The organism is Amycolatopsis thermoflava N1165 (genome assembly GCF_000473265.1).
Lineage (GTDB): Bacteria > Actinomycetota > Actinomycetes > Mycobacteriales > Pseudonocardiaceae > Amycolatopsis_E > Amycolatopsis_E thermoflava.
The window spans coordinates 4,284,009-4,307,222 of sequence record NZ_KI421511.1 but is presented as its reverse complement, the minus strand read 5'-3'; the positions used below and the strand labels follow the sequence as shown (position 1 = coordinate 4,307,222).

Annotated in this window: 22 protein-coding genes; 13 read left to right on the top strand and 9 right to left on the bottom strand. The window is 72.8% G+C overall.

The features are described 5' to 3' along the window. The first annotated feature begins 31 nt into the window (after nucleotides 1-31). The 4 genes from dhaK to AMYTH_RS0121230 all read left to right on the top strand — a co-directional run bounded on the left by dhaK (nucleotide 32) and on the right by AMYTH_RS0121230 (nucleotide 4,651). Nucleotides 32-1,033, top strand: a complete 1,002-nt coding sequence (gene dhaK / locus AMYTH_RS0121245; protein ID WP_027932012.1) for a dihydroxyacetone kinase subunit DhaK — start codon at nucleotides 32-34, stop codon at nucleotides 1,031-1,033. Nucleotides 1,034-1,037: 4 nt separating this feature from the next. Next, nucleotides 1,038-1,661: a dihydroxyacetone kinase subunit DhaL gene (gene dhaL / locus AMYTH_RS0121240; protein WP_027932011.1), complete on the top strand. Its 624-nt coding sequence runs from the start codon at nucleotides 1,038-1,040 to the stop codon at nucleotides 1,659-1,661. Beyond that, the gene (gene dhaM / locus AMYTH_RS0121235) at nucleotides 1,658-2,332 is read left to right on the top strand and encodes a dihydroxyacetone kinase phosphoryl donor subunit DhaM (protein WP_027932010.1); all 675 of its coding nucleotides are present in this window, start codon (nucleotides 1,658-1,660) and stop codon (nucleotides 2,330-2,332) included. The genes dhaL and dhaM overlap by 4 nt, the downstream gene beginning before the upstream one ends. A gap of 540 nt (nucleotides 2,333-2,872) precedes the next feature. Further along, entirely contained in the window at nucleotides 2,873-4,651 is a 1,779-nt protein-coding gene (locus AMYTH_RS0121230; RefSeq protein WP_027932009.1) for a 3-hydroxyacyl-CoA dehydrogenase family protein, read from the top strand. On the opposite strand, the gene AMYTH_RS0121225 is transcribed toward AMYTH_RS0121230, so the two are convergent. Then, nucleotides 4,645-4,851, bottom strand: coding sequence for an FmdB family zinc ribbon protein (locus tag AMYTH_RS0121225; RefSeq protein WP_017987344.1), 207 nt, complete (start codon nucleotides 4,849-4,851; stop codon nucleotides 4,645-4,647). The genes AMYTH_RS0121230 and AMYTH_RS0121225 overlap by 7 nt on opposite strands. A 57-nt stretch (nucleotides 4,852-4,908) precedes the next feature. On the opposite strand from AMYTH_RS0121225, the gene AMYTH_RS0121220 reads away from it, so the two are divergent. Further along, a complete protein-coding gene (locus AMYTH_RS0121220; protein ID WP_027932008.1) occupies nucleotides 4,909-6,033 on the top strand; it encodes an alkaline phosphatase family protein in 1,125 nt (374 codons plus the stop codon). 731 nt (nucleotides 6,034-6,764) lie between these two features. Here the strand turns inward: AMYTH_RS0121220 and AMYTH_RS0121215 are convergent. Continuing rightward, nucleotides 6,765-7,328 (bottom strand): TetR/AcrR family transcriptional regulator, encoded by a 564-nt coding sequence (locus tag AMYTH_RS0121215; RefSeq protein ID WP_027932007.1) that lies wholly within the window; start codon nucleotides 7,326-7,328, stop codon nucleotides 6,765-6,767. A 126-nt stretch (nucleotides 7,329-7,454) separates the two neighbouring features. On the opposite strand from AMYTH_RS0121215, the gene AMYTH_RS0121210 reads away from it, so the two are divergent. Then, nucleotides 7,455-8,888: an MFS transporter gene (locus AMYTH_RS0121210; RefSeq protein WP_228684896.1), complete on the top strand. Its 1,434-nt coding sequence runs from the start codon at nucleotides 7,455-7,457 to the stop codon at nucleotides 8,886-8,888. Nucleotides 8,889-8,904: 16 nt separating this feature from the next. Beyond that, nucleotides 8,905-9,204 carry a hypothetical protein gene (locus AMYTH_RS0121205; RefSeq protein WP_017987348.1) on the top strand — a complete coding sequence of 100 codons (300 nt, stop codon included), beginning with the start codon at nucleotides 8,905-8,907 and terminating at the stop codon, nucleotides 9,202-9,204. Here AMYTH_RS0121205 and AMYTH_RS0121200 read toward each other — a convergent pair. Further along, nucleotides 9,201-9,737, bottom strand: a complete 537-nt coding sequence (locus AMYTH_RS0121200) for a GNAT family N-acetyltransferase (RefSeq protein WP_027932005.1) — start codon at nucleotides 9,735-9,737, stop codon at nucleotides 9,201-9,203. The two genes, AMYTH_RS0121205 and AMYTH_RS0121200, sit on opposite strands and share 4 nt — an antisense overlap. Nucleotides 9,738-9,775: 38 nt before the next feature. On the opposite strand from AMYTH_RS0121200, the gene AMYTH_RS0121195 reads away from it, so the two are divergent. Beyond that, the gene (locus AMYTH_RS0121195; RefSeq protein ID WP_027932004.1) at nucleotides 9,776-10,528 is read left to right on the top strand and encodes an alpha/beta fold hydrolase; all 753 of its coding nucleotides are present in this window, start codon (nucleotides 9,776-9,778) and stop codon (nucleotides 10,526-10,528) included. Between the two features lie 667 nt (nucleotides 10,529-11,195). Here the strand turns inward: AMYTH_RS0121195 and AMYTH_RS0121190 are convergent. Then, nucleotides 11,196-11,909 (bottom strand): maleylpyruvate isomerase family mycothiol-dependent enzyme, encoded by a 714-nt coding sequence (locus AMYTH_RS0121190; protein WP_027932003.1) that lies wholly within the window; start codon nucleotides 11,907-11,909, stop codon nucleotides 11,196-11,198. A 10-nt stretch (nucleotides 11,910-11,919) separates the two neighbouring features. After that, a complete protein-coding gene (locus tag AMYTH_RS0121185; RefSeq protein ID WP_027932002.1) occupies nucleotides 11,920-12,753 on the bottom strand; it encodes an aminoglycoside phosphotransferase family protein in 834 nt (277 codons plus the stop codon). Between the two features lie 110 nt (nucleotides 12,754-12,863). On the opposite strand from AMYTH_RS0121185, the gene ctaD reads away from it, so the two are divergent. From ctaD to AMYTH_RS0121165, 4 genes are read left to right on the top strand one after another with little or no spacing between them, the layout of a single operon-like run. Beyond that, nucleotides 12,864-14,645, top strand: coding sequence for an aa3-type cytochrome oxidase subunit I (gene ctaD / locus AMYTH_RS0121180; protein WP_027932001.1), 1,782 nt, complete (start codon nucleotides 12,864-12,866; stop codon nucleotides 14,643-14,645). A 28-nt stretch (nucleotides 14,646-14,673) separates the two neighbouring features. After that, entirely contained in the window at nucleotides 14,674-15,897 is a 1,224-nt protein-coding gene (serB, locus tag AMYTH_RS0121175) for a phosphoserine phosphatase SerB (RefSeq protein ID WP_037322629.1), read from the top strand. After that, a complete protein-coding gene (locus AMYTH_RS0121170) occupies nucleotides 15,894-16,649 on the top strand; it encodes a peptidyl-tRNA hydrolase (RefSeq protein ID WP_027931999.1) in 756 nt (251 codons plus the stop codon). The genes serB and AMYTH_RS0121170 overlap by 4 nt, the downstream gene beginning before the upstream one ends. Nucleotides 16,650-16,668: 19 nt before the next feature. Continuing rightward, nucleotides 16,669-17,088 carry an OsmC family protein gene (locus AMYTH_RS0121165; protein ID WP_027931998.1) on the top strand — a complete coding sequence of 140 codons (420 nt, stop codon included), beginning with the start codon at nucleotides 16,669-16,671 and terminating at the stop codon, nucleotides 17,086-17,088. Between the two features lie 642 nt (nucleotides 17,089-17,730). On the opposite strand, the gene AMYTH_RS0121160 is transcribed toward AMYTH_RS0121165, so the two are convergent. After that, complete coding sequence (locus AMYTH_RS0121160) at nucleotides 17,731-19,776, bottom strand: ATP-dependent DNA helicase (RefSeq protein ID WP_027931997.1); 2,046 nt, start codon at nucleotides 19,774-19,776, stop codon at nucleotides 17,731-17,733. A gap of 161 nt (nucleotides 19,777-19,937) precedes the next feature. On the opposite strand from AMYTH_RS0121160, the gene AMYTH_RS0121155 reads away from it, so the two are divergent. Further along, on the top strand, nucleotides 19,938-20,588 hold the full coding sequence (locus AMYTH_RS0121155; RefSeq protein WP_051362766.1) for a choice-of-anchor P family protein: 651 nt from the start codon (nucleotides 19,938-19,940) through the stop codon (nucleotides 20,586-20,588). Nucleotides 20,589-20,592: 4 nt separating this feature from the next. Here the strand turns inward: AMYTH_RS0121155 and AMYTH_RS0121150 are convergent, their stop codons facing one another. Genes AMYTH_RS0121150 through AMYTH_RS0121140 form a run of 3 tightly spaced genes read right to left on the bottom strand, consistent with a single transcriptional unit; the run spans nucleotide 20,593 to nucleotide 23,125 of the window. Next, entirely contained in the window at nucleotides 20,593-21,252 is a 660-nt protein-coding gene (locus AMYTH_RS0121150; protein ID WP_037322628.1) for a bifunctional 4-hydroxy-2-oxoglutarate aldolase/2-dehydro-3-deoxy-phosphogluconate aldolase, read from the bottom strand. After that, nucleotides 21,252-21,821, bottom strand: a complete 570-nt coding sequence (locus AMYTH_RS0121145) for an isochorismatase family protein (RefSeq protein ID WP_027931994.1) — start codon at nucleotides 21,819-21,821, stop codon at nucleotides 21,252-21,254. The genes AMYTH_RS0121150 and AMYTH_RS0121145 overlap by 1 nt, the downstream gene beginning before the upstream one ends. Then, nucleotides 21,821-23,125, bottom strand: a complete 1,305-nt coding sequence (locus AMYTH_RS0121140; protein WP_027931993.1) for a nicotinate phosphoribosyltransferase — start codon at nucleotides 23,123-23,125, stop codon at nucleotides 21,821-21,823. The genes AMYTH_RS0121145 and AMYTH_RS0121140 overlap by 1 nt, the downstream gene beginning before the upstream one ends. Nucleotides 23,126-23,214: the final 89 nt, after the last annotated feature.

Genomic DNA, 23,214 nt, shown 5'->3' with positions numbered 1-23,214 from the left:
AAAGGGGCGACGACGGAGTCAGGAGGCGGGCATGAAGAAGATCATCAACGATCCGGCCGACGTGGTCACCGAGTCGCTGCGCGGGCTGGCCGCCGCGCACGCGGACATCCTGCGTGTTCAGGAGGACCCGAACGTGGTCGTGCGTGCCGACGCGCCGGTGGACGGCAAGGTCGCGGTGATTTCCGGCGGCGGGTCCGGGCACGAGCCGCTGCACGGCGGGTTCGTCGGCCTCGGCATGCTCGACGCGGCGGTGCCCGGCGCGGTGTTCACCTCGCCGACGCCGGACGCGGTGCAGGCCGCCATCAGCGCGACCACCGGCGCGGCAGGCGCCCTGCTGATCGTCAAGAACTACACCGGTGACGTGCTGAACTTCGAGACCGCGGGCGAGCTGGCCGCGGCGGAGGACCTGGACGTGCGCAGCGTGGTGATCGACGACGACGTCGCGGTCGCCGATTCGACCTACACCGCTGGGCGCCGGGGCGTCGGCGGCACGGTTCTGCTGGAGAAGATCGCCGGCGCCGCGGCCGAGCGGGGCGACTCGCTGGACGCGGTGGAAGCGCTGGCGCGCAAGGTCATCGGCCAGGTCCGGTCGATCGGGGTCGCGCTCACCGCGCCGACCGTGCCGCACGTCGGCGAGCCCAGTTTCGACCTCGGCGCCGACGAGATCGAGTTCGGCATCGGCATCCACGGCGAGCCGGGCCGCGAGCGGATCAAGGCCGAGCCCGCCGACGAGCTGGTGGCGCGCATGGTCGGGGCGCTCGTCGAGGACCTGCCGTTCACCGAGGGCGACCGGGTGCTGCTGTTCACCAACTCGATGGGCGCCACCCCGCTGGTCGAGCTGTACCTCGCGCACGGCATCGCCGAGCGGCTGCTGGCCGATCGCGGCATCATGGTCGAACGCCGGCTGGTGGGCCCCTACATCACCAGCCTGGAGATGCAGGGCATCAGCCTGACCCTGCTGAAGCTCGACGACGAGCTGACCGAACTGTGGGACGCGCCGGTGAACACCGCCGCACTGCGCTGGAAGGCCTGAGGACATGGGATGCACGCCGGAGGGCGTCGCGAACGCGTTGCGCGGCGCCGCGGCCGTGATCGCCGAGCACCGCGCCGAGCTGATCGAACTCGACCGGGCGATCGGGGACGGTGACCACGGCGAGAACATGAACCGCGGGTTCCAGGCCGTGGTGGCCGCGCTGGACAACGCCCTGCCGGAGACGCCGGGCGGGGTGCTCAAGCTCGCGGCGACGACGCTGATCTCGAAGGTCGGCGGCGCGGCGGGGCCGTTGTACGGCACGGCTTTCCTGCGTGCGTCGACGGTGGTGTCGAACCAGCCGGAGCTGGGGGCGGCGGAGGTCGTGGCCGCGTTGCGGGCGGGACTGGAAGGCGTGCAGGCGCGCGGCAAGGCGGTCGAGGGCGACAAGACGATGGTCGACGCGCTGCTGCCCGCGGTCGCGGCGGCGGAGAAGGCGGGCGGCGGGGACGTCGCGGCGGTCCTGTCGGCGGCCGCCGAGGGCGCGGCCACCGGTGCCGAGTCCACTGTGGATCTCGTCGCGCGGAAGGGCAGGGCGTCCTACCTCGGCGAGCGCAGCGCTGGACACCTCGACCCGGGTGCGCGCTCGACGGCGCTGCTGCTCGCCGCGTTCGCCGAGGCGGCCCGATGAGCGTCGGCCTGGTGCTGGTGTCGCACAGCGCGAAGCTCGCCGAAGGGGTCGCCGAGGTCGCCGCGCAGATGGCGCCCGACGTGACGATCGTGCCCGCGGGCGGGCTGCCCGACGGCGGGATCGGCACGGACTACGACTCGGTGGTGGCGGCGGTGCAGCGCGCCGATTCCGGGTCCGGGGTCGTGCTGCTGTACGACCTGGGCAGCGCGCAGATGACGGCGGAGCTCGCGGTCGAATCGCTGGCCGACCCGACCGCCGTCGTGGTGGCGGACGCGCCGCTGGTGGAGGGCACGGTCGCGGCGGCGGTGGCGGCCCAGAACGGAGCCGACCGGGCCGGGGTGCTGGACGCCGCCGCGGCGGCCGCCGCGCCCCCGGAGCTGGGCGCGCCGGCGGAGCAGGCCACGGAGTGCGTGGAGCTGACGCTGACCAACGAGGTGGGCCTGCACGCCCGCCCCGCCGCGGTGCTGGCGCGCAGCCTGGCCGCGCTGGAGGCCGAGGTGAGCGTGCGGCTGGGCGACCAGGAGGCCGACGCGCACAGCGTGCTGGCGCTGATGGCGCTCGGCGCACGGAAGGGCGACCGGATCGAGGTGTGTGCGGGCGGCCCCCAGGCGGCCGAGGCGCTGCGCGTGGTGCAGGACCTGGTGGAGGACAACTTCGGCGACCCCGCCTGACGGTTCGCCGGTCGTTTCGGGCCTCCCCGGGCGGCGCGCACCCGCGGCCCCGCGCTGGCGGCCGCGCGGCGCTCCGGGTCGCGGCCGCGCGCTGGCGGTCGCGGTCGTGCGCTGGCGGCGGTGCGACGCTGGCGTCGCGAGCCCTGCGTCCCTGCCCCGCGAGCCTGCGCTGCTGGTCGCCGGCCGTGCGCTGGCGGCGGTGCGGGTCTGGTGGTTGCGAGCCCTGCGTCCCTGCCCCGCGAGCCTGCGCTGCTGGTCGCAGTTCTGCACTCGCCGCCGCGAGTCTCACCGCCCACGGCGCGAGTCCGACGCTCCTGGTCGCCTGTTCTGCACTCGCCACCGCAAGTCCCACCTTCCCGATCGGCACCCGCATCCGGCCGGACTGCGCTCCGCGTCCACCTCGCCGCCCGTCTTCCGTCTCCCGGTACCAAGCCCAGCGGCGGTGGAACTCGCGCGGGTGCACCTGATTCGATACACCTCCCGTCCGGTCGCCGCGCGTCGCACCATCGAGGGCTACCGACGAGTAACCCGGAGGCCGCTATGGCGCGGACGATCGAAACGGCAGGCGTGGTCGGGCTCGGCACGATGGGCTCCGGGATCGCGGAGGTCCTGGCCCGCAGCGGCATCCGGGTGATCGGCGTCGAGGTGGACTCCGCCGCGGTGGAGCGCGCCCGCGGGCACGTCGAGCAGTCCACGGCCCGCGCGCTCACCGGCGGCAAGCTCGACGAGGACGACCGCGCGGCCCTGCTGGCACGCATCACCTACACCACGTCGCTGACCGACCTCGCCGAAGCCGACCTGGTCATCGAGGCCGTCCCGGAGAGCCTCGACCTCAAGGCCGAGGTGTTCGCCCAGTTGGACAAGATCGTCGGACCCGGCGCGGTCCTCGCGTCGAACACGTCGTCCCTGTCGGTCACCGAGATCGGCGTGCACACCTCGCGCCCGGGCAAGGTCGTCGGGATGCACTTCTTCAACCCGGCGCCCGTGCTCAGGCTGGTCGAGATCGTCCGGACCGTCGTCACCGAGCCGGACGTGATCGCCGACGTCACCGGTTTCGCCGAGCGCCTCGGCAAGACGCCGGTCGTCATCGGCGACCGCGCGGGGTTCATCGCCAACGCCCTGCTGTTCGGCTACCTGAACCACGCGGTGCGGATGTTCGAGCAGCGCTACGCCACGCGCGAGGACCTCGACGCGGCGATGCGCCTCGGCTGCGGGTACCCGATGGGCCCGCTCGCGCTGCTCGACCTGATCGGGCTGGACACCGCCTACGAGATCCTCGAGTCGATGTACCGGCAGTCGCGCAACCGCCTGCACGCGCCCGCGCCGCTGCTCAAGCAGATGATCACCGCGGGCCTGCTCGGCCGGAAGTCCGGTCGCGGGTTCTACACCTACGAGGGCCCGGACTCACCGGTCGTCGTCGACTCGGCGCCCGGCGTCGCACCCGTGGACCCCGGTGAGGTGCGGGCGGTGCGGGCGGTCGGCGTGATCGGCACCGGCACGATGGCGACCGGGATCGCGGAGGTGTTCGCCAAGCGCGGGTACGACGTCGTGCTCCGCGCCCGCACTACCGAGAAGGCCGAGGCCGCGGTGGCGCGGATCGCGAAGTCGGTGAACCGGGCGGTGTCGAAGGGCAAGCTGTCCGAGGCCGACGGCGCCGCCGCGCTGGCCAGGATCACGCCGGTCGCCGGCTTTGACGCGCTGTCCGATGTGGACCTGGTGGTCGAGGCGGTGGCCGAGGACCTCGCGGTCAAGCAGGAGGTGTTCGCCGCACTGGACGCGGTCGCGAAGCCGGGCGCGATCCTCGCGACGACGACCTCGTCGCTGCCAGTGATCGAGTGCGCGGCCGCGACCGAGCGCCCCGGGGACGTGGTCGGGCTGCACTTCTTCAACCCGGCGCCGGTGATGAAGCTGGTCGAGGTGGTGCGCACGATCGCCACCGCACCCGACGTGGTGGCCACCGCGCACGCGGTCTGCGCGGCGATCGGCAAGCACCCGGTGCACTGCGGCGACCGGGCCGGCTTCATCGTGAACGCGCTGCTCTTCCCGTACCTGAACGACGCGGTGAAGATGCTCGAGGCGCACTACGCGCAGGCCGCGGACATCGACACCGCGATGAAGGTCGGGTGCGGGCTGCCGATGGGCCCGTTCGAGCTGCTGGACGTCGTCGGGCTCGACGTGTCGCTGGCGATCCAGCGGACCCTGTTCAACGAGTTCCGCGAGGAGGGCTTCGCGCCCGCGCCACTGCTGGAGCACCTCGTCACCGCCGGGCGGCTGGGCCGCAAGACGGGGAAGGGGTTCGCGGACTACACCGCTCAGTGACCGCAGCCGCAGGCGCCGCCGCAGCAACCGCCGCCCGCGGGCGCGCCCGCGGCGGAACCGGTCAGCGCGACGGTGGTGAGCAGCTTGACCGTGTCCGTGTGGCCCTCGGGGCAGGTCGCGGGCGCGCTCGACTCGCTCATCGGCCGGTTCACCTCGAAGGTGCCGGTGCATTCGCGACAGCGGTAGGCGTAGGTCGGCATGTGGTCATTATCGGGCAAGGCGTGCGCACGGAGCCACTTTCCTGCCAAGCTGACCATGTGGAGCTGCCAACGCTGTCCGGCCAGGGGCATCTCGCCGAGGTGGTGCCGTCGGTCCTCGCGACGCTGGGCGTGCCCGGCTGCGTCGACACGCTCGGCCTGCCCGATGCCGCCGGCGTCTGTGTGTTGCTGATCGACGGTCTGGGTTCGGAGCTGCTGCGCGCGCACGCCGACGACGCGCCGGTGCTGACCGAGCTGGCGAAGGCGACGCTGACGGTCGGCTGCCCGTCGACGACGGTCGCCGGGCTGGCCGCGATCGGGACCGGGGTCGCGTCGGGGGAGCACGGCATGGCGGGGTACACGTTCGAGGTGCCCGGTTGCGGTGTGCTCAACGCCCTGCGCTGGCGCGAGCACCCCGGTGGCGGCGAGCTGGACCTGCGGCCGGAGGACGTCCAGCCGTTGCCCACGACGTTCGAGCGGGCGGCCGCCGCGGGCGTCGAGGCGGTGGTGGTGGCCGAGGCGAAGTTCGCGAACTCGCCGCTGACGCGGGCGGTGCAGCGCGGCGCGGAGTACCGCGGCGTGTACGCGATGGGCGACCTGGCCGCGGAGACGCTGCGCGCCCTGCGCGAGTCGCCTGGCTTCTGCTACGCCTACCACGGCCAGCTGGACGAGCTCGGCCACCGGTACGGCCCGGGTTCGCCGGCGTGGGTGATGCAGCTGAGGCAGGTCGACCGGCTCGTCGAGTTGCTTGTGGACGGTCTGCCGCCCGGCCGGGTGCTGGCCGTGGTGGCCGACCACGGGATGGTCGCGCTGGGCGCCAACGTGATCGACATCGACGTGACGCCGGAGTTGCGGTCCGGCGTGCGGGCGTTCGGCGGGGACCCGCGGGTGCGGCACGTGTACACCGAGCCCGGCGCTACGGAGGACGTGCTGGCCACGTGGCGCTCGGTGCTCGGTCCGCGGGCGTGGGTGACGCGCCGGGACGAGGCGATCGCGGCGGGCTGGCTGGGGCCGCGCGTGAGCGACCGGGTGCGCCCCCGCTTCGGCGACGTGATAGCCGCCGCCCGGGACGACTTCGGGATGCTGCGCCGCACCGCCGAGCCGCTGGAGTCGAAGCTGATCGGCCAACACGGCTCCATGACGCCCGCCGAACAACTGGTCCCGCTGGCGATCGCGCACCGCTGAGCCGCCGGGGGCGGGGGTTCGCCGGCCGATCGCCCAGGTTGTAGCGCTGGGCGGCTGGTGCCGCTGGTGATGGCGCACGGTGGGGGCGCTGGGCGGTTGGTGCCGCTCGCGGTTGCGCACCGGCGGGGCGCTGAACGCCTGGGCCCGCTGGCGATTCTGCACGGTGGAGGGGGGTGGGCGACTGGTTCCCGCTGGCGATCGCGCACCGCTGAGCCGCCGGGGGCGGGGGTTCGCCGGCCGGTCGCCCACGGTTGTGGCGCTGGGCGGCTGGTCCCGCTCGCGGTTGCGCGCCGTTCAGGGGCCGAGCGACTGGCCCCGCTGGTGATTGCGCTCTGTTGAGGCGCTGGGCGGTGGGTGCCGCTGGCGGTTACTCACCGGTGGGCTTCTGAACGGCTAGTGCCGCTGGCGTCGCCACCGGCGGGGCGCCGAGCGCCGGGCCACGCCGGCGGTCACCGAGCGAGCGGCTCCGCCCCGCCCACCTGGCCCGATCACGACTGACAGCAGCCCGGGCGGAACCGGCGCCTCAGCCGTGGGCAATCGCCAGGAGAGCGAGGCGCGATGCCTCAACGGCGCGCACGGCCCGGTCGGCCGGGATTCCCCTTGCCGTGGTACCCCGGCGGCTGGATTCCCGTCAAGCGGGGAGCCGCCCGCCGCCGTCGAACTCCTGTCGGCCGTGTGCCTCGGGCGTGGAATTTCGGGGCGGAGCCGTTCGATGCGGAATCCCCGCCGGCTCAGGGCTTCGGCCGGCGCAGGCCGTCGAGCAGCACGGTGAGCAGCCGCTCGGCCGTCTCGTCGTTGCCTTCCGCCGCCACGCCCACCCCGTGCCCGAGCAGGAGCAGGTCGCGCGGTCGCACGTCGTCGCGGATGGCGCCGCTTTCCTGCGCCCGGCTGAGCAGCACCGCAGCGGCGTCGTTGATCAGCGTCTTGCACACGGCGAACGTCTCGGAATCCCGGTCCATCGCCGCCTTCAGCGTGGCCGCCAGCCCGCGCTTGTGCAGCACGAACGCGACCTGCTCGCGCATCCACAGCTCCAGCGCCTCCGCCGGCTCGTGCTCCTCCAGCAACCGGTGCGCGGCGGAGCTCAGCCGCTCGATGTCGTCGCGGTAGACGGCTTCGATGAGCGTCTCCCTGGTCGGGAAGTGCCGGTAGAGGGTGCCCGCGCCCACGCAGGCCCGGCGCGCGATGTCGTCCAGCGGGGCGTCCGGTCCGTGCTCCCGGAACGCCTCGCGCGCCGTGACCAGGATCCGTTCGTAGTTGCGCCGCGCGTCAGCCCGCATCGGCCGCGGTGCCGTCATGCGCCTCACCCCAAAACCGGACACATTCTCCGGATACCCTTGCGCAACCGGAGACGTTCTCCATATGCTAGCTCCATTGAAGCGGAGAGTCCGTCCGCTTCTGTCGTCCTCTTCGATGGAGACTTCTTGTCCGAGACAACGCTGCCCGCGTCCGGCACGGCTGTCGCCGCGACCGCGGCGCGGCCACGCCCCGGCGTGGTGCTGGCAACCCTGCTCACCTGCCAGCTGATGATCGTCCTCGACATCACCGTCATGAACGTCGCGCTGCCCCGGATCCAGGCTGACCTCGGGTTCACCGCGGCCTCGCTGAGCTGGGTGATGTCGAGCTACACCCTCGTATTCGGCGGTCTGCTGCTGCTCGGCGGACGCGCCGGCGACCTCTTCGGCCGCAAGCGGATGTTCGTCGGCGGCGTGCTGCTGTTCACCGTCGCCTCACTCGCCGGCGGTCTGGCCGGATCGGCCGAGTGGCTGATCGTGGCGCGGATCGCGCAGGGCCTCGGCGCCGCCGCCGCGGGGCCGAGCACGCTGGCCCTGCTCACCACGACCATCACCGAAGCCCGCGCCCGGCTGCGCGCGCTCGCCCTGTTCTCCGGCATGTCCAGCGCCGGGTTCGCGGTCGGCCTCATCCTCGGCGGGCTGCTCACCGAGTGGCTGTCGTGGCGGGCGGTGCTGTTCATCAACGTGCCGTTCGGACTGGTGGTGGCCGCACTGGCCGCCCGGTTCGTGGTGGAGCCGCCGCGGCAGCGGGCACGGCTCGACCTGCCCGGCGCGGTGACCGGGACGGTGGGCGTGGCGGCCCTCGTCTACGGCTTCATCCGCGCCGCCGAGGCGGGCTGGTCGGACACGCTGACGTTGGTCTCGCTGATCGCCGGGCTGGTGCTGCTCGGCGCGTTCCTCGCCGTCGAGGTCCGCACCGCCGAACCGCTGCTGCCCTTGCGGTTGTTCGCCGACCGCAATCGCGCCGCCGCCTACGCCAACTTCTTCCTCGGCCCGATGGCGGGCATGTCGATGTTCTTCTTCCTCACCCAGTACCTGCAGGACGTGCGGGGCATGAACGCGCTCGGCACCGGGTTCGCGTTCCTGCCGATGGCGCTGCTGGTGTTCGCGCTGAGCCGGGCCATCCCGCGGCTGCTGCCCCGGTTCGGGCCCAAGCCGGTCGCGATCGCCGGGACGCTGTCGATGATCGCCGGGGTGAGCTGGTTGACGCAGCTGGGAACCGGCACCGCCTACCTGACCGGTCTGCTGGGCCCGATGGTCCTCATGGGACTGGGCATGGGACTGGCCTTCTCACCGCTCAACGTGATCATCATGGGCAGCGTCCCGGCGCGGGACGCCGGCGCCGCGGGCGGTGTGCTGCAGACGATGCAGCAGACCGGCGCGACCCTCGGCCTCGCCATCCTGGTCACCATCTTCGGCACGGCCACGCGCACCGCGACCGGCTCGGCGCACGACGTGCTGGTCACCGGGATGACGGCCGCGTTCATCGGCTCGGTGGTGATCGCGTGCCTCACCTTCGTGGTGGCACTCACCTTCCGCCGCGACGCGGACCGCGCCGCGTAGGCGTTACCGTGGCCGGGTGCCCCGCCGCAACCGACCACACCGTGGCCGCCCCGACGCCGACCGCGCCGGGGCGGCTCCTGGTTGGGCGCACGCCGAGTCCGGTCCGGACGGTGACTGGCTGGTGCGCAGCGTCCCGGGCAGCCAGGCGACCAAGGTGTACCGCTGCCCCGGGTGCGACCACGAGATCCAGCCCGGCGTGCCGCACGTGGTGGCCTGGCCCGCCGACGAGCTCGGCTCGGTGGCCGATCGCAGGCACTGGCACCGCGCCTGCTGGGACGCGCGCGGCCGCCGCGGCCCGACGCGCAAGCGTTTCTAGGCCCGCCGCGCGTCTTCAGGCTTCGGGAGCTTCCGGAAGTGGCGGGAGACGGCGCCGTCGTAGAAGGTTTCGGTGTAGGCGGTGAACCCGAGCCGCTCCGCGACGCGCAGTGACGGCTCGTTGGCGATGTTCACGCTGATCTGCACCGGAAACTGCGGCAGCTCCCGCTCCGCCCAGTCGACCACCGCCCGCGCCATCTCGGTCGCGTAGCCGCGACCCCACGCCTCGGGCCGGAAGCGGTAGTAGAGGTTCAGCAGCCGGGCGCCGCCGAACTCCAGGTGCTGCAGCCCGCCGATGCCCGCGACCCCACCGGTGGCGAGCGGCACCACCGCGAGGTAGCCGAACCCGTGGGCCTTCCAGTGCTCGAGCCAGGCCGTGAGCTTGACCTCGGTCTCCTCCTCGCCGGGCGGCGCGGGGTGGTAGCGGTTGGTCCGCGGGTCGGTTTGGATCTCGACGACGTCGTCCCGGTCCTCCGGGCCCAGTGGCCGCAGCAACAGGCGGTCAGTGCGGATCTCCCGCCACTCGACGCTCACAGGGCGACGGTAGCGCGCCGGTCCAGCACAATCTCGGTATGGCTGATCTTCCCCTGGTCCTCCTCCACGCCTTCCCGGTGGACGCCCGCATGTGGAACCCCGTCCGCGGCGGTCTGACCACCCGGCACCGGCTGATCACGCCCGACCAGCGGGGCCTCGGGCGGACGCCGCTGCCCGGGACCGACCGCGAGCCCAGCCTCGACGACGCCGCCCGGGACGTGGTCGCCCTGCTCGACAAGCTCGAACTGGAGCAGGTCGTGCTCGGCGGCTGCTCCATGGGCGGCTACGTGACCATGGCCGTGCTGCGCGCCGCGCCCGAGCGCGTCGCCGGGCTGGTCCTCATCGACACGAAGGCGACCGCGGACGCGCCGGAGGCGGCCCAGGCCCGGCGGGACCTGGCGCAGCGCGCGGAGTCGGAGGGCGTGACCGGCTGGCTCGCCGAGGCCATGCTGCCGAACGTGCTCAGCGCCGAGACCCGCGAGACCCGCCCGGACGTGGTCGAGACGGTGCGCGACCTCATCGACAGCCAGCCCCCGGCGGGTGTGGCATGGGCAGCCCGCGCGATGGCCAACCGGCCGGACTCCACCGCGCTGCTGGCCGCCACCGACGTGCCCGCCCTGGTGATCGTGGGCGAGGACGACGGACTCACCCCACCCGACGGCGCCCAGGCGATGGCCGAGACGCTGCCCAGCGGCGAACTGGTGGTCGTGCCCCAGGCCGGGCACCTCACGCCGCTGGAAGCGCCGGCCATGGTCACCGAGGCGATCCTAGGCTGGTGGCCCTTCGTGTGAGGGTGCTCGGCGAAGGTTCGCGTCGCCTTTGCCGATCACGGGGAAGTCGGCCGGCTGCTGGGCAGTCGTGTCCGTCGGCCGCCGGGCTCACAGCGCTGGGGTGGGGGTGCCGGTGGTGGTCGCCGGGTTGGGCTGAGGCCCTTCGAGCGAGGGCGTCGGCTGTGGAGCGCGTTGCCCTTGCCGGTGACGGGTAGTCCGCTGGCTGTTGCGCGGTCGTGCCCTGACGGCTGTCATCTGACGGCGGTGGAGGCGCCGCCCAGGGTCACCGAGGCGATCCTGGGCCGGTGGCCCTTCGTGTGGATCCTGGGCTGGGACCCTTCGTGTGAAGGTGCTCGGTCGTGTTCGCTGCGTTCGCAGGTTGCGGGGAGAGTCGGCTGGTTGATGCGGGGCAGTCGTGTCCGATGGCGGCCACCTCGCGGCCCGGGAGGCGCCGGTCATGGTCACCGAGGCGATCTTGGGCTGATGGCCCTGGGCGTGACGGTGTTCGGCCGAGATGCGCGCTGCGTCGCCGGGCAGCGCGCTGGGGGAGAGTCGCTGCCCACCGCGGGCCGTCGCGCGCACGGTGCCGCCGGGCGGCAGCGCGCAAGCCACCCGGCGCCGGAACGCCCCCTGCGCGTCCCAGCCCGCCTCGAGCGGCTCGCTGATCCGGCGACCAGCACCCACCCGGCTAATTCAGTTGAGAAACATCAACGAACTCCTCCAGGGCCCCGGCGTCGCCGAGTACCTCGACCTCTTCGGGGCCCTTCCGGCGCCACAACAGCAGCAACAGGTCCGACGCCGTCCCGCGCACCGCCGTCGTGGCCTTGCGGTGCTCGCCCGTCACCGACCAGCCCGCGGCGGACGGCCGGACCAGCCACTCGCCCGGACCGTCCGTCGCGTGCAGGTGCACGTCCGCCCGGAAGCCGGCCGGCGGGGCGTCCGGGAGGAAGAACCGCAGGAACTCGTCGATCCCGTCCACCGCGAGCTCCCGCTCGACCGGTTCGTCCCGCCCCGCCGCCGACAGCGCGTCCCAGCAGTGCACCGCCGTCTCCTGGGCCATCCGGCGCTGGATGAACCCCGCGTCCTTCCGCTCCGCCCACGTCCACCTGGGCTCGGCCGGATCGAGCGCAGCCAAGGCGCCCGCCAGCGCCTCGACCCCCTCGGCGAACCACGTCACCAGCTCGTCGTCCGCCGGCCGCGGCGGTTCCCGGTAGTCGTCCGGCCCGGGAACCGCTCCGGACGCGATCTGCCGCCAGAACCAGTGGACCTCGCCGGTGTGCCAGACCAGCTCGGCCACGTCCCAGCCCGGGCACGCCGCCACCGGCGCACGCAGGTCTCGCACCGCTTCCGCCAAGCGGCCGCCGTCCCTGCGCAACGCCGTGAGGTACCCGGGCTTCTCCATGCCCGGAAAGCTAGCGGGACCCACCGACAGTTTTGAATCGCCGCAGGTCAGCCTGCGCTTCCGGCAGCCTGTCCGGGAAGCGGCGCGCGATCGCGAACCGCCAGCACACCCCGAACAGGTCGCGCAGCCGCAGCCAGGGCGCCAGCTCGTCCGGATCCGGCGCGCCGGGGTACGCGGCGACCGCGGCGCGGCCGTCCAGCCGCGTGGTCAGCGCCAGGCATGCCAGGTCCCAGAGGACCGGCCCGGCCCAGGTGTCCTCGAAGTCGACCCAGCGCGGCCCGCTCGCCGTGGCCAGCAGGTTCCCCGGGTGCGCGTCGCCGTGCAGAGCCTGTGCCCGGCCGTCCGGCAGCGCCGCCTCGAGGGCGTCGACCTCGTCCGCCAGCTCCACCGGCAGGTCGAACCGCGCGATCCAAGACCGGGCCTCCGCCAGCGGCCCGGGCGCGTCCAGCGGATCGCGGAAATCCCGCAGCGCGGCGTGCAGTTCGGCCAGCGACCAGGCCACCTCGCCGGGCGCGAAGACGTGATCCGGGTCGTGACGTGTGAAACGCCACAATGTGACCGGAAGACCGTTTGCGACGTGCGGACCTGGGCTTTCGAACGGCGGCACGACCGGTGCGTCCCGCATCTCGAGGAACGACGAGAGTGCCACTTCGCGCGCCAGCGACTGGAGCACCCCGGGCCGCGCGACCAGCGTCGTCCCGGGCACCCTTGCCACGACCGCACCCAGCCTCACCAGCACGTTCGACCGCGTGGCCAGCACTTCCGGGTGCTCGGTGGGCAACCGGAACCGCTGCCCGACCTCGACCGCGGCCGCCACGGCGGCGGTCGTGTGGCGGTCTCCCATGGCGTGATCTTCCCAGCCGGTGCGCACCTGTGTCGGGGGCGAGGGATACGATCCGGACTGGTCGCGTCGCCGCGGCCGCTGACACACCGAAGAGGATCTTGGAGGCAGGAGTGACAGCCGTAGCCCCGCAGCCGATTGTCACGCGTCCGTACCCGGCGCGACAGGAGGCCAAGGGTTCGTTGCTGCTGCGGTTGTTCCGCACGACGGACCACAAGCAGATCGGCATCATGTACCTGGTCACGTCGTTCGCCTTCTTCATGGTGGGCGGCGCGATGGCGATGCTGATCCGCACCGAGCTGGCGCGCCCGGGACAGCAGTTCCTGTCGCAGGAGCAGTACAACCAGCTGTTCACCATGCACGGCACGATCATGCTGCTGCTGTACGCGACCCCGATCCTGTTCGGTTTCGCGAACTTCGTCATGCCGCTGCAGATCGGTTCGCCGGACGTGGCGTTCCCGCGGCTGAACGCTTTCTCCTACTGGCTGTACCTGTTCGGCGGCATCATCACCGTCTCCGGCTTCCTGACCCCGGGTGGCGCCGCCGACTTCGGCTGGTTCGCCTACACCCCGCTGTCGGACGCCATCCACTCGCCGGGCATCGGCGCGGACATGTGGATCGCCGGCCTCGCGGTCTCCGGTCTGGGCACCATCCTCGGCGCGGTCAACATGGTCACCACGATCGTGTGCCTCCGCGCGCCCGGCATGACGATGTTCCGGATGCCGATCTTCACCTGGAACATCCTGGTCACCAGCATCCTGGTGCTGCTCGCCTTCCCGATCCTCACCGCGGCGCTGATGGGCCTGATGGCCGACCGGCACATCGGGGCGCACGTGTTCGACCCGGCCAACGGCGGCGTGATCCTCTGGCAGCACCTGTTCTGGTTCTTCGGGCACCCCGAGGTGTACATCGTCGCGCTGCCGTTCTTCGGCATCGTCTCCGAGATCATCCCGGTGTTCTCGCGTAAGCCGATCTTCGGCTACAAGGGCCTGGTCTTCGCGACGCTGGGCATCGCGGCGCTGTCGGTCGCGGTGTGGGCGCACCACATGTACGCCACCGGCGCCGTGCTGCTGCCGTTCTTCTCCTTCATGACCTTCCTGATCGCGGTCCCGACCGGTGTCAAGTTCTTCAACTGGATCGGCACCATGTGGAAGGGCCAGCTGAGCTTCGAGACGCCGATGATCTTCTCGGTCGGCTTCCTCGTGACCTTCCTCTTCGGTGGTCTGACCGGCATCCTGCTGGCCGCCCCGGCCATCGACTTCCACGTGTCGGACAGCTACTTCGTGGTGGCGCACTTCCACTACGTGCTCTACGGCACGATCGTGTTCGCGACCTTCGCAGGCATCTACTTCTGGTTCCCGAAGATCACCGGGCGGATGCTGGACGAGAAGCTGGGCAAGCTGCACTTCTGGACCACGTTCCTCGGCTTCCACGGCACCTTCCTGGTGCAGCACTGGCTGGGCGCCGAGGGCATGCCGCGCCGCTACGCCGACTACCTGGCCAGCGACGGCTTCACCACGCTGAACACGATCTCGACCATCGGCGCCTACATCCTGGGCGCGTCGACCCTGCCGTTCATCTACAACGTGTTCAAGAGCTACCGCTACGGCGAGCTCGTCACGGTGGACGACCCGTGGGGCTACGGCAACTCGCTGGAGTGGGCCACCTCGTGCCCGCCGCCGCGGCACAACTTCACCGAGCTGCCCCGGATCCGGTCCGAGCGCCCGGCGTTCGAGCTGCACTACCCGCACATGGTCGAGCGGATGCACCACGAGGGTGAGATCGGCTTCTTCGGCAAGCCGAAGGTCCACGCCGGGGTCAAGGCCCCGTCGCAGGCCCTCACCGACGCGGTCATCCCGGGCGACCACGACAAGGACAACGCGAGCGAGCAGTGATCCGCGGCGTCCGGGTAGGAACGAGACCATGACGCCGGTGCTGATCACGACGACCGGGCCGGACAAGCCCGGCGTCACGTCGGTCCTCTTCGCCGCTCTCACGCGGCACGGTGTCGAGATGCTCGACGTCGAACAGGTCGTCATCCGCGGCCGGCTCACCCTCGGTGTGCTGGTCGCGGTGGCCGACGACCCGGAGGGCCTGCAGGAGTCCGTCGAGCAGGCGATGGCCAGCGTGGCCATGCACGTCGACGTCCGGGTCGGGGACGAGATCGGGGAAGACCCGTTCGCCCCCGCCCGGCAGGGCTCGACGCACGTCGCCGTGATCCTCGGGCGGCCGCTGACCGCCCGCGCGTTCACCGACTTCGCGGGCAGGCTGGCCGCGCTCGGCGCCAACATCGACGCGATCCGGCGCATCGCCGACTACCCGGTCACCGGGCTCGAGGTGCACCTGTCGGTCGCGGACGACACCGAACAGGCCGACACCGAGCTGCGGGCCGCGGTCGCGGACGTCGCGTCCGCGGGCGGCGTGGACATCGCCATCGAGCGCGGCGGGCTCGCGCGGCGGGCCAAGCGCCTGATCGTGTTCGACGTGGACTCGACCCTCATCCAGGGCGAGGTCATCGAGATGCTGGCGGCGCACGCCGGGGTCGAGCCGAAGGTCCGCGAGATCACCGAGGCAGCCATGCGCGGTGAGCTGAACTTCACCGAGTCGCTCGAACGGCGGGTCGGCCTGCTGGCCGGGCTGCCCGAGTCGGTGCTCGACGAGGTGGGTGAGCAGATCCAGCTGACCCCGGGCGCGCGCACCACCGTCCGGACCCTCAAGCGGCTCGGGTTCCGCTGCGGTGTCGTGTCCGGCGGGTTCACGCGGATCATCCAGCCGATCGCCGACCAGCTCGGGCTCGACTTCGTCGCGGCCAACGAGCTGGAGGTGGTGGGCGGCAAGCTCACCGGCCGGGTCGTCGGCGAGATCATCGACCGGGCCGGGAAGGCCACGGCGCTGCGCCGGTTCGCCGACCATTACGGCATCCCGCTCGCCCAGTGCGTGGCGGTCGGCGACGGTGCCAACGACATCGACATGCTCAAGGCGGCCGGCATGGGGGTCGCGTTCAACGCGAAGCCCGCTCTGCGCGAGGTCGCGGACACCGCGCTGTCCCACCCGTACCTCGACGCCGTGTTGTTCGTGCTCGGCGTCAGCCGCGCGGAGGTCGAGGCTGCCGACGCGGCCGACGGCCTCTCGCTCGCCCGGCCATGAGCGTTCTCGACCCGCTGGCCGCCAGGTACGCCACCTGGCTCGGGTTGCCCGCGGAGGAGACCGCGCTGCCGGAGGCCTCGCCCGAGCAGGTCCGGGCGATGCCGGTGATCCTGCGGCTGGAAAAGGCCGAACCGCCGTCGCGCACCCCGCTGCTCGAAGCCGCCGCCACCGCGGCGCTCGCCGTCTGCCTGGACGAACGCGCGCAGCCAGGCGGGGAGTGGCACGAGCCGGTGCACGACTGGGTCGCCGGGCACATCCGGAAGGTCGCCCGCCGAGCGCGGGGCGCGCACTGGGTCGCGGCGCAGGACTTCCCGGGCGTGACCGTGTCGGTCGAGGGAGCCGAGGTCCGGGCGCTGGTGCCGGGCCGCGTGGTCGACGTTCCGAAGGAGATCAGCCGCCTGCAGATCTCGGGCAGCGACCTGCCGCCCGACGAGCCCGGGCCCGCCCCGGACGACCTGCCGTTGCTGCTGCTCAACCCCGAGGTCGCGATGACCGTCGGCAAGGCGGCCGCCCAGGTCGGCCACGGCACGATGATCCTCGCGTCGCTCCTCGGCGACGACGAACTGGCCGCGTGGGCCGAGCGTGGCTACGCGTGCGCGGTGCGTACCGCGACCGTGGACCAGTGGAAGCAGTTGCACCCGGGAGACGACCCCGCGGCGGCCTGGCGCGAGCGGCGGGTCGTCGCCGTGCGGGACGCCGGGTTCACCGAGGTCGACCCCGGGACCGTCACGGTCCTCGCCCAGTGGCGTTGACCCCGATCGAGGAGTGCGTGTGAGCCTGGACGTCCGCCGCGAGGGCGAGCACGAGTTCGTCGGGCGCAACGAGCGTGGCGCGACGGTGCGGATCGGGCGGAAGGGCGCGCCCGGGTCGTTCTCGCCCGCGGAGCTGCTGCAGATCGCGGCGGCCGGCTGCGCTGCGGTGACGGCCGAGGAGCTGATCACCCGCCGGACCGACGCGCCGCTGCGGGTGGCGGTGACCGCCGACCGCCGCGAGGGCGCGTCCGAACTGGACGCCGTGCACGTGCTCTTCGACGTCGACCTGTCGACACTGGCAGAAGAAGAGCGGGAGAAGCTGGTGGCCGCGGTGGACCGGGCCGTCGAGCGGTTGTGCACGGTGTCGCGGACGCTGAAGAAGGGGATCCCGGTGACGGAGGAGTTCGCCGGTGGACCGGAGGACGGCTCGCGCCGGTAGAACAGGCGGGGGCTGGCGGCTGGGGACGCGGGCCCTCGCGTGAGTGCCCGGCCCGGGCCGGGGATGGTTCGGGTGCGCCGAGCGCGGAGCTTCGCGGCACTGGCGGGGAACTCGCACTGCTGACTCGCGCCGCTGAGGGTGGCGCTCGCGGCGGTGGGCGTGGGGGCTCGCGCGGCTGAAGGTGGAACTCGCGCGGCTGATGGTGGAACTCGCGGTGCTGGAGGTAGAACTCGCGCCGGTGGGCGTGGGACTTGCGGTGCTGGGGGTAGGGCTCGCGCCGGTGGGCGTGGCTCGCGCCGCTGAATGTGGGACTCGCGGTGCTGAGGGTCGGACTCGCGGCAGTGGGCGGGGATTCGCGCCGTTCAGTGTGGGGCTCGCGGCGCTGAGGGTGGGACTCGCGGCGGTGAGGTGGGGCTCGCGCCGGTGGGCGTGGGGCTCGCGCCGCTGAGTGTGGGACTCGCGGTGCTGAGGGTCGGACTCGCGGCGGTGGGCGGGGATTCGCGCCGTTCAGTGTGGGGCTCGCGGCGCTGAGGGTGGGACTCGCGGTGCTGGGCGTGGGACTCGCGCCGGTGTGCGCGAGTGGGGGACCGAGTGCACGGTGTGGGGCGCGCGAGTGGGGGCTCGCGCAGGGGAGGGCCGGCGTCAGCCGGTGGCTGCGTCCAGGCGTTTGAGCGCCGCTTTTGCCACCTCGGGGTCGTACGTCGGCCAGAACGGGGGGAGTGAGGAGCGCAGGAAGCCGCCGTAGCGGGCCGTTGCCAGGCGGGAGTCCAGCACCGCCACCACACCCTTGTCACCGACCGAGCGGTGCAGCCGTCCGGTGCCCTGCGCCAGCAGCAGCGCCGCGTGGGTGGCCGCCACCGTCAGGAAACCGTTGCCGCCGCGGGCTTCGACCGCCCGTTGGCGCGCCGACTGCACCGGGTCGTCCGGGCGGGGGAACGGGATCCGGTCGACGATCACCAGCTGCAGCGACGGCCCCGGCACGTCCACGCCCTGCCACAGCGACAACGTCCCGAACAGGCAGGTCCGCGGGTCCTCCGCGAACTTCGTCACCAGCAGCGAGGTGGTGTCCTCGCCCTGGCACAGGATCGGGAAGCCGACCCTGTCCCGCAGCTCCTCGGTCGCCTGCTTCGCCGCGCGCATCGACGAGAACAGGCCCAGCGTCCGGCCACCAGCGGCCTCGATCAGCGACGCGATCTCGTCCAGCGTCTTCTCGCCGAGACCGTCGCGGCCCGGCGGCGGCAGGTGCTTCGCCACGTAGAGGATCCCGTTGCGCCGGTGGTCGAACGGCGAACCGACGTCCAGACCGGACCACTTCAGCTCGTCGTCGTCCGCCGGCGGGGCCTTCTCCGTCGCCGTGCCCTCCGCGGCGACCACCCGCGCCTGCGACGGCGGCAGCCCCCACTGCCGCGCCAGCGTGTCGAACGCGCCGCCCAGCGCCAGCGTCGCCGACGTCAGCACCGTCGTCTTCTGCGCGAACACCCGCTCCCGCAGCAACCCGGCCACCGACAGCGGCGCCACGTGCAGCATCGGCGGCCTGCTGCTGAACGAGAACTTGTCGTTGGACAGCCACACCACATCCCGCTGGTGCGCGGTGTCCTCGGCGAACGCGTCGAGCAGCCGCACCGCGGTGTCGTGCACCTCCTCCAGCTGCGAGCGCGCGAGCTTGCGGGCCGTGGCCTCCTCGACGTCCTCCTTGCGGTCCGAGCCCAGCGCGCTCAGGCACGCGTGCGCGCCGTCCCGCACCGCGGCCACCGCACCGCCCAGCGCCTTCGGCAGCGTGTCCAGCCGCCCGGCCGGCATGTCCTCCAGGATCATCGCCAGGCCCTCGGAAGCCTCCTGCAGCCGGTCGGCCGTGTCGGCGTCGATCAGCTTCCCGCAGCGCCGCACGGCCACCGCGACCGCCGACGACGTCAGCTCGCCCGTCGCGACCGACGTGACGCGGTCGACCAGCTCGTGCGCCTCGTCGATGATCACCAGGTCGTGCTCCGGCAGCACCTGATAGCCCTGCAACGCGTCGATCGCCAGCAGCGCGTGGTTGGTGACCACTACGTCCGCCTTGCCCGCTTCACCGCGCGCCCGCTCCGCGAAGCAGTCCTGGCCGATGGGGCAGCGCGCCACGCCGAGGCACTCCTTGGCGGTGACCGACACCTGCCGCCACGCCTGCTCGGTCACGCCGGGCACCAGCTCGTCGCGGTCGCCGGTCTCGGTGTCGGAGGCCCACTCGCGCAGCCGCGTGACCTCCTTGCCCAGCCGTGACACCGCGAACGGGTCGAACAGGGCCGGGTCCTCCGGCTCCTCCGGCGCGCCGGAGTCGAGGCGGTGCAGGCACAGGTAGTTGCGGCGGCCCTTGAGGATCGCGAACGTCGGCATGCGGCCCAGCGGCTTCTTCAGCGCCTTCGCCAGCCGGGGCAGGTCGCGGTCGACGAGCTGGCGCTGCAGCGCGATCGTCGCCGTCGACACGACCACCGTGGTGTCCTTCTCGACCGCGTGCCGGATGGCCGGGACCAGGTACGCCAGCGACTTCCCGGTGCCGGTGCCCGCCTGCACGGCCAGGTGCTCGCCGGTGCGGATGGCGCGGCCGACCGCCTCGGCCATCTTGACCTGCCCCGGGCGCTCCGCACCGCCGAGCGCCTCGACAGCGGTCGTGAGGAGCTCGTTGACACCGGGGAACGCAGTACGGACGGCCACCAGGACACGGTACCGGGGGCCACCGTCAAGACCGGGCCACCGCCCCGCTCCCGGCAAGTCCGGGATCCACTCGTCCGGGTGGCATCCGGCCGGGTGGGTCAGGGTGCCGCCGCGACCTGCCGATTGTCGAGGAGGCATTTCTCAGGCGAAAGGAGCGGCTCATGAAGCGGGCCAGGCGGATCGTGGCGGCGGCGACCCTGTTCGGGGCGGTGGTGGCCGTGCCGGCGACCGCGCAGGCGCAGGCCGAGGCGACCGGCGCAGGTTCGGTGGGTGCAGTCGACATCACGGTCGACGGCGTGTCGGCCCACGCGGACCCGATCGCGCCGTGCGTCGTGGACACGACCGCGGAGGGCCGCACCGACCCGATCACCGTCGGCACCCGCACGAAGTACGGCCTGGGCAGCACCACCTGCACCCGCAACGCCGACGGCACGGCGAGCGTGAAGGTGACCGGCCAGCGGTTCGAGACGAGCGTGCTGCAGCAGTTCGGCGGGCCGGTGATCAAGGCGAGGACGTTCGGCGCGGGCTGCAACACCACGGCCAATGGCAGCAACGGCTACATGTCACTGGGCACCGTCACGGGCATCACGGTGCCGCAGAACATCCCGCCGAACCACGTGATCACCATCCCGGGCGCGACGCCGGGCGCGCCGCCGATGGCCGAGGTCGTGCTGAACGAGCTCGTCGTGCCGGTGCCCGCCGACGGCAGCCTCACGACGAACGCCATGCACATCAAGCTGTTCCCGCAGGGCGGACCGGCGTCCGGCGACATCCTCGTCGGGTCCGCGAGCTGCTCGCCGTTCGGGCTCTGACGGCTCAGGCGTAGCGGCCCGCGGTGGCCGCCAGCCGGGACGCGCGGTTGCCCAGCTCGTCGAGGCGGCCGCCGTCCAGGGCGTCGCCGAACAGGGGGGATCCGACGCCGACCGCGAGGGCGCCCGCGGCCAGGTAGGCGTCCACATCGGACAGTTCCACCCCGCCCGCGGGCACCAGCGGCACCTCCGGCAGCGCGGCCTGGACCTCCTCCAGGTACCGCGCCCCGCCGGCGGTGGCCGCCGGGTGGAGCTTCACCGCGGCCGGGCCGTAGCGCCAGGCCGCGTCCACCTCGGTGGGCGTGAGCGCGCCGCACACGATCGGCAGCGCGTACTCCTGCGCCCGCCACAGCACGTCCGGCGAAAAGACCGTCGTCGCGATGAAGTCCACGCCCGCGGCGGCGCACCGGTCCACCGCGGCCACCGTGCGCACCCCGCCGGCGCCGATCAGCGCGTCCTGACCCAGTTCGGCCTGCAGCACGCCGATCGCGTCCAGCGCGCCCGGCGTCGCCAGGTCGACCTCCAGCACACCGAGCCCCGCCTCGTAGAGGACCTGGCCCGCGTCGGCGAACCAGGACGGGTCGTCCGCGCGCAGGATCGCCACCATGCGGCCGGTCGCCAGCCGCTCCCGGAAGCGGTTGTTGTGCTTGCGCAGGACGGTGCGCATCAGCCGACCCGCGGGGTGCCCACGAGATCCACGTCCGCGGCCCGCAGCTGTTCCAGCGCCTTGTCCACGGTCTCGCGCGCCACGCCGGCGGTGAGGTCCAGCAGGACCCGCACCGAGAACCCGGCCGCCGCCGCGTCCAGCGCGCTCGCCCGCACGCAGTGGTCCGTCGCGATGCCCACCAGGTCGACGTCGGTGATCTGCCGCTCGCGCAACCAGTCGACGAGCTTCTCGCCGGCGTCGGTGTGGCCCTCGAACCCCGAGTAGCCGTCGCTGTACTGGCCCTTCGAGAACACCGCGGTGATCGGCCCGACGTCGAGCGCCGGGTGGAACGACGCGCCCGGAGTCCCGGCCGCGCAGTGCCGCGGCCACGACCGCACGTAGTCCGGGTTCTCGCTGAAGTGGGCGCCCGGGTCGATGTGGTAGTCGCGGGTCGCGGCGACCGCCGAATAACCACCGCGCGCGAGGTGCTCGGTGATCTTCGCGGCCACCTCGGCCCCGCCGGTGACGGCGAGTGCGCCGCCTTCGCAGAAGTCGTTCTGCACGTCGACGACGATCAGTGCCCTGCTCATCACGCCTCCTGAGGGAAGACGGTGGGGATCGCGGGTTCGCCGCTGGAGAGCTTGAGGCCCTCCCACGGCAGGCTGACCAGGCCCTCGCGCAGCCGCTGGCGGCTGTCCTCCAGCGTGGGCAGGCCGTCGACCGGCTTGCCGCCGCGCACCAGCGGGATCGGCAGCTCGCGGTCGTTCTCCCCGGCCTCGGGGCGCTGACCGGCCGCGTACACGACCTCCTCCAGCGCCGTCCCGGTCGGCTTGTGGCGGCGCAGCGCGGACTTCTCCCCACCGCGCGAGGCCTTGTTCTCGCTGCGCTTGGCGACCGGGCGGCCGTCGACCTCGACCAGCTTGTAGACCATCCCGGCGGTCGGCGCGCCGGACCCGGTGACCACCGACGTGCCGACGCCGTAGGCGTCGACCGGCTCGGCGCGCAGGGCGGCGATCGCGTGCTCGTCGAGGTCGCCGGACACCACGATCCGGGTGTCCTTCGCGCCGAGCGAGTCGAGCTGCTCGCGCGCCTTGCGGGCCAGCACGCCCACGTCGCCGGAGTCGATGCGGATCGCGCCCAGCTCCGGGCCCGCCACGCGCACCGCGGTCTCGATGCCGCGGGTGATGTCGTAGGTGTCGACCAGGAGGGTGGTGTCGGTGCCCATCTTCTCGACCTGGGCGCGGAAGGCGTCCTCTTCGCTGTCGTGCAGCAGCATGAACGCGTGCGCCACCGTGCCGCGGGTCGGGATGCCGTAGCGGCGCCCGGCCTCCAGGTTCGACGTGGTGGCGAACCCGCCGATGTAGGCGGCGCGCGCGGCGGCGACCGCGGCCATCTCGTGCGTGCGGCGGCCGCCCATCTCGATGATCGGCCTGCCGTGCGCGGCCGAGGACATGCGGGCGGCCGCGGAGGCGATCGCGCTGTCGTGGTTGAGGATGGACAGCGCGACGGTCTCCAGCAGGACCGCCTCGGCGAAGGTCCCCCGAACGGTGAGGATCGGCGAGCCCGGGAAGTACAGCTCGCCCTCGGGGTAGCCGTCGACGTCGCCGCCGAACCGGTAGTTCGCCAGCCAGGACAGCGTCTCGTCGTCGACCACGGCGGTGGCGGCGAGCTGGTCGATCTCGGTGTCGGTGAACCGGAAGTCGGCGATCGCCTCCAGCACGCGGCCGGTGCCGGCGACCACGCCGTAGCGCCGCCCGGCTGGCAGGCGGCGGGCGAAGACCTCGAACACACACTGGCGGTCGCCGGTGCCGTCGGCGAGGGCGCTGCCCAGCATGGTGAGCTCGTAGTGGTCGGTCAGCAGGGCCGTGCTGCCGTGCGTCTCGGGGAAACCCATGGGATCAGACTATGAGGTACTTGCGCGTTCGGCCGAATCACCCGAACAGACCCACCACCGGTCCACGCAGTGCCGGTTCCGTGACACCA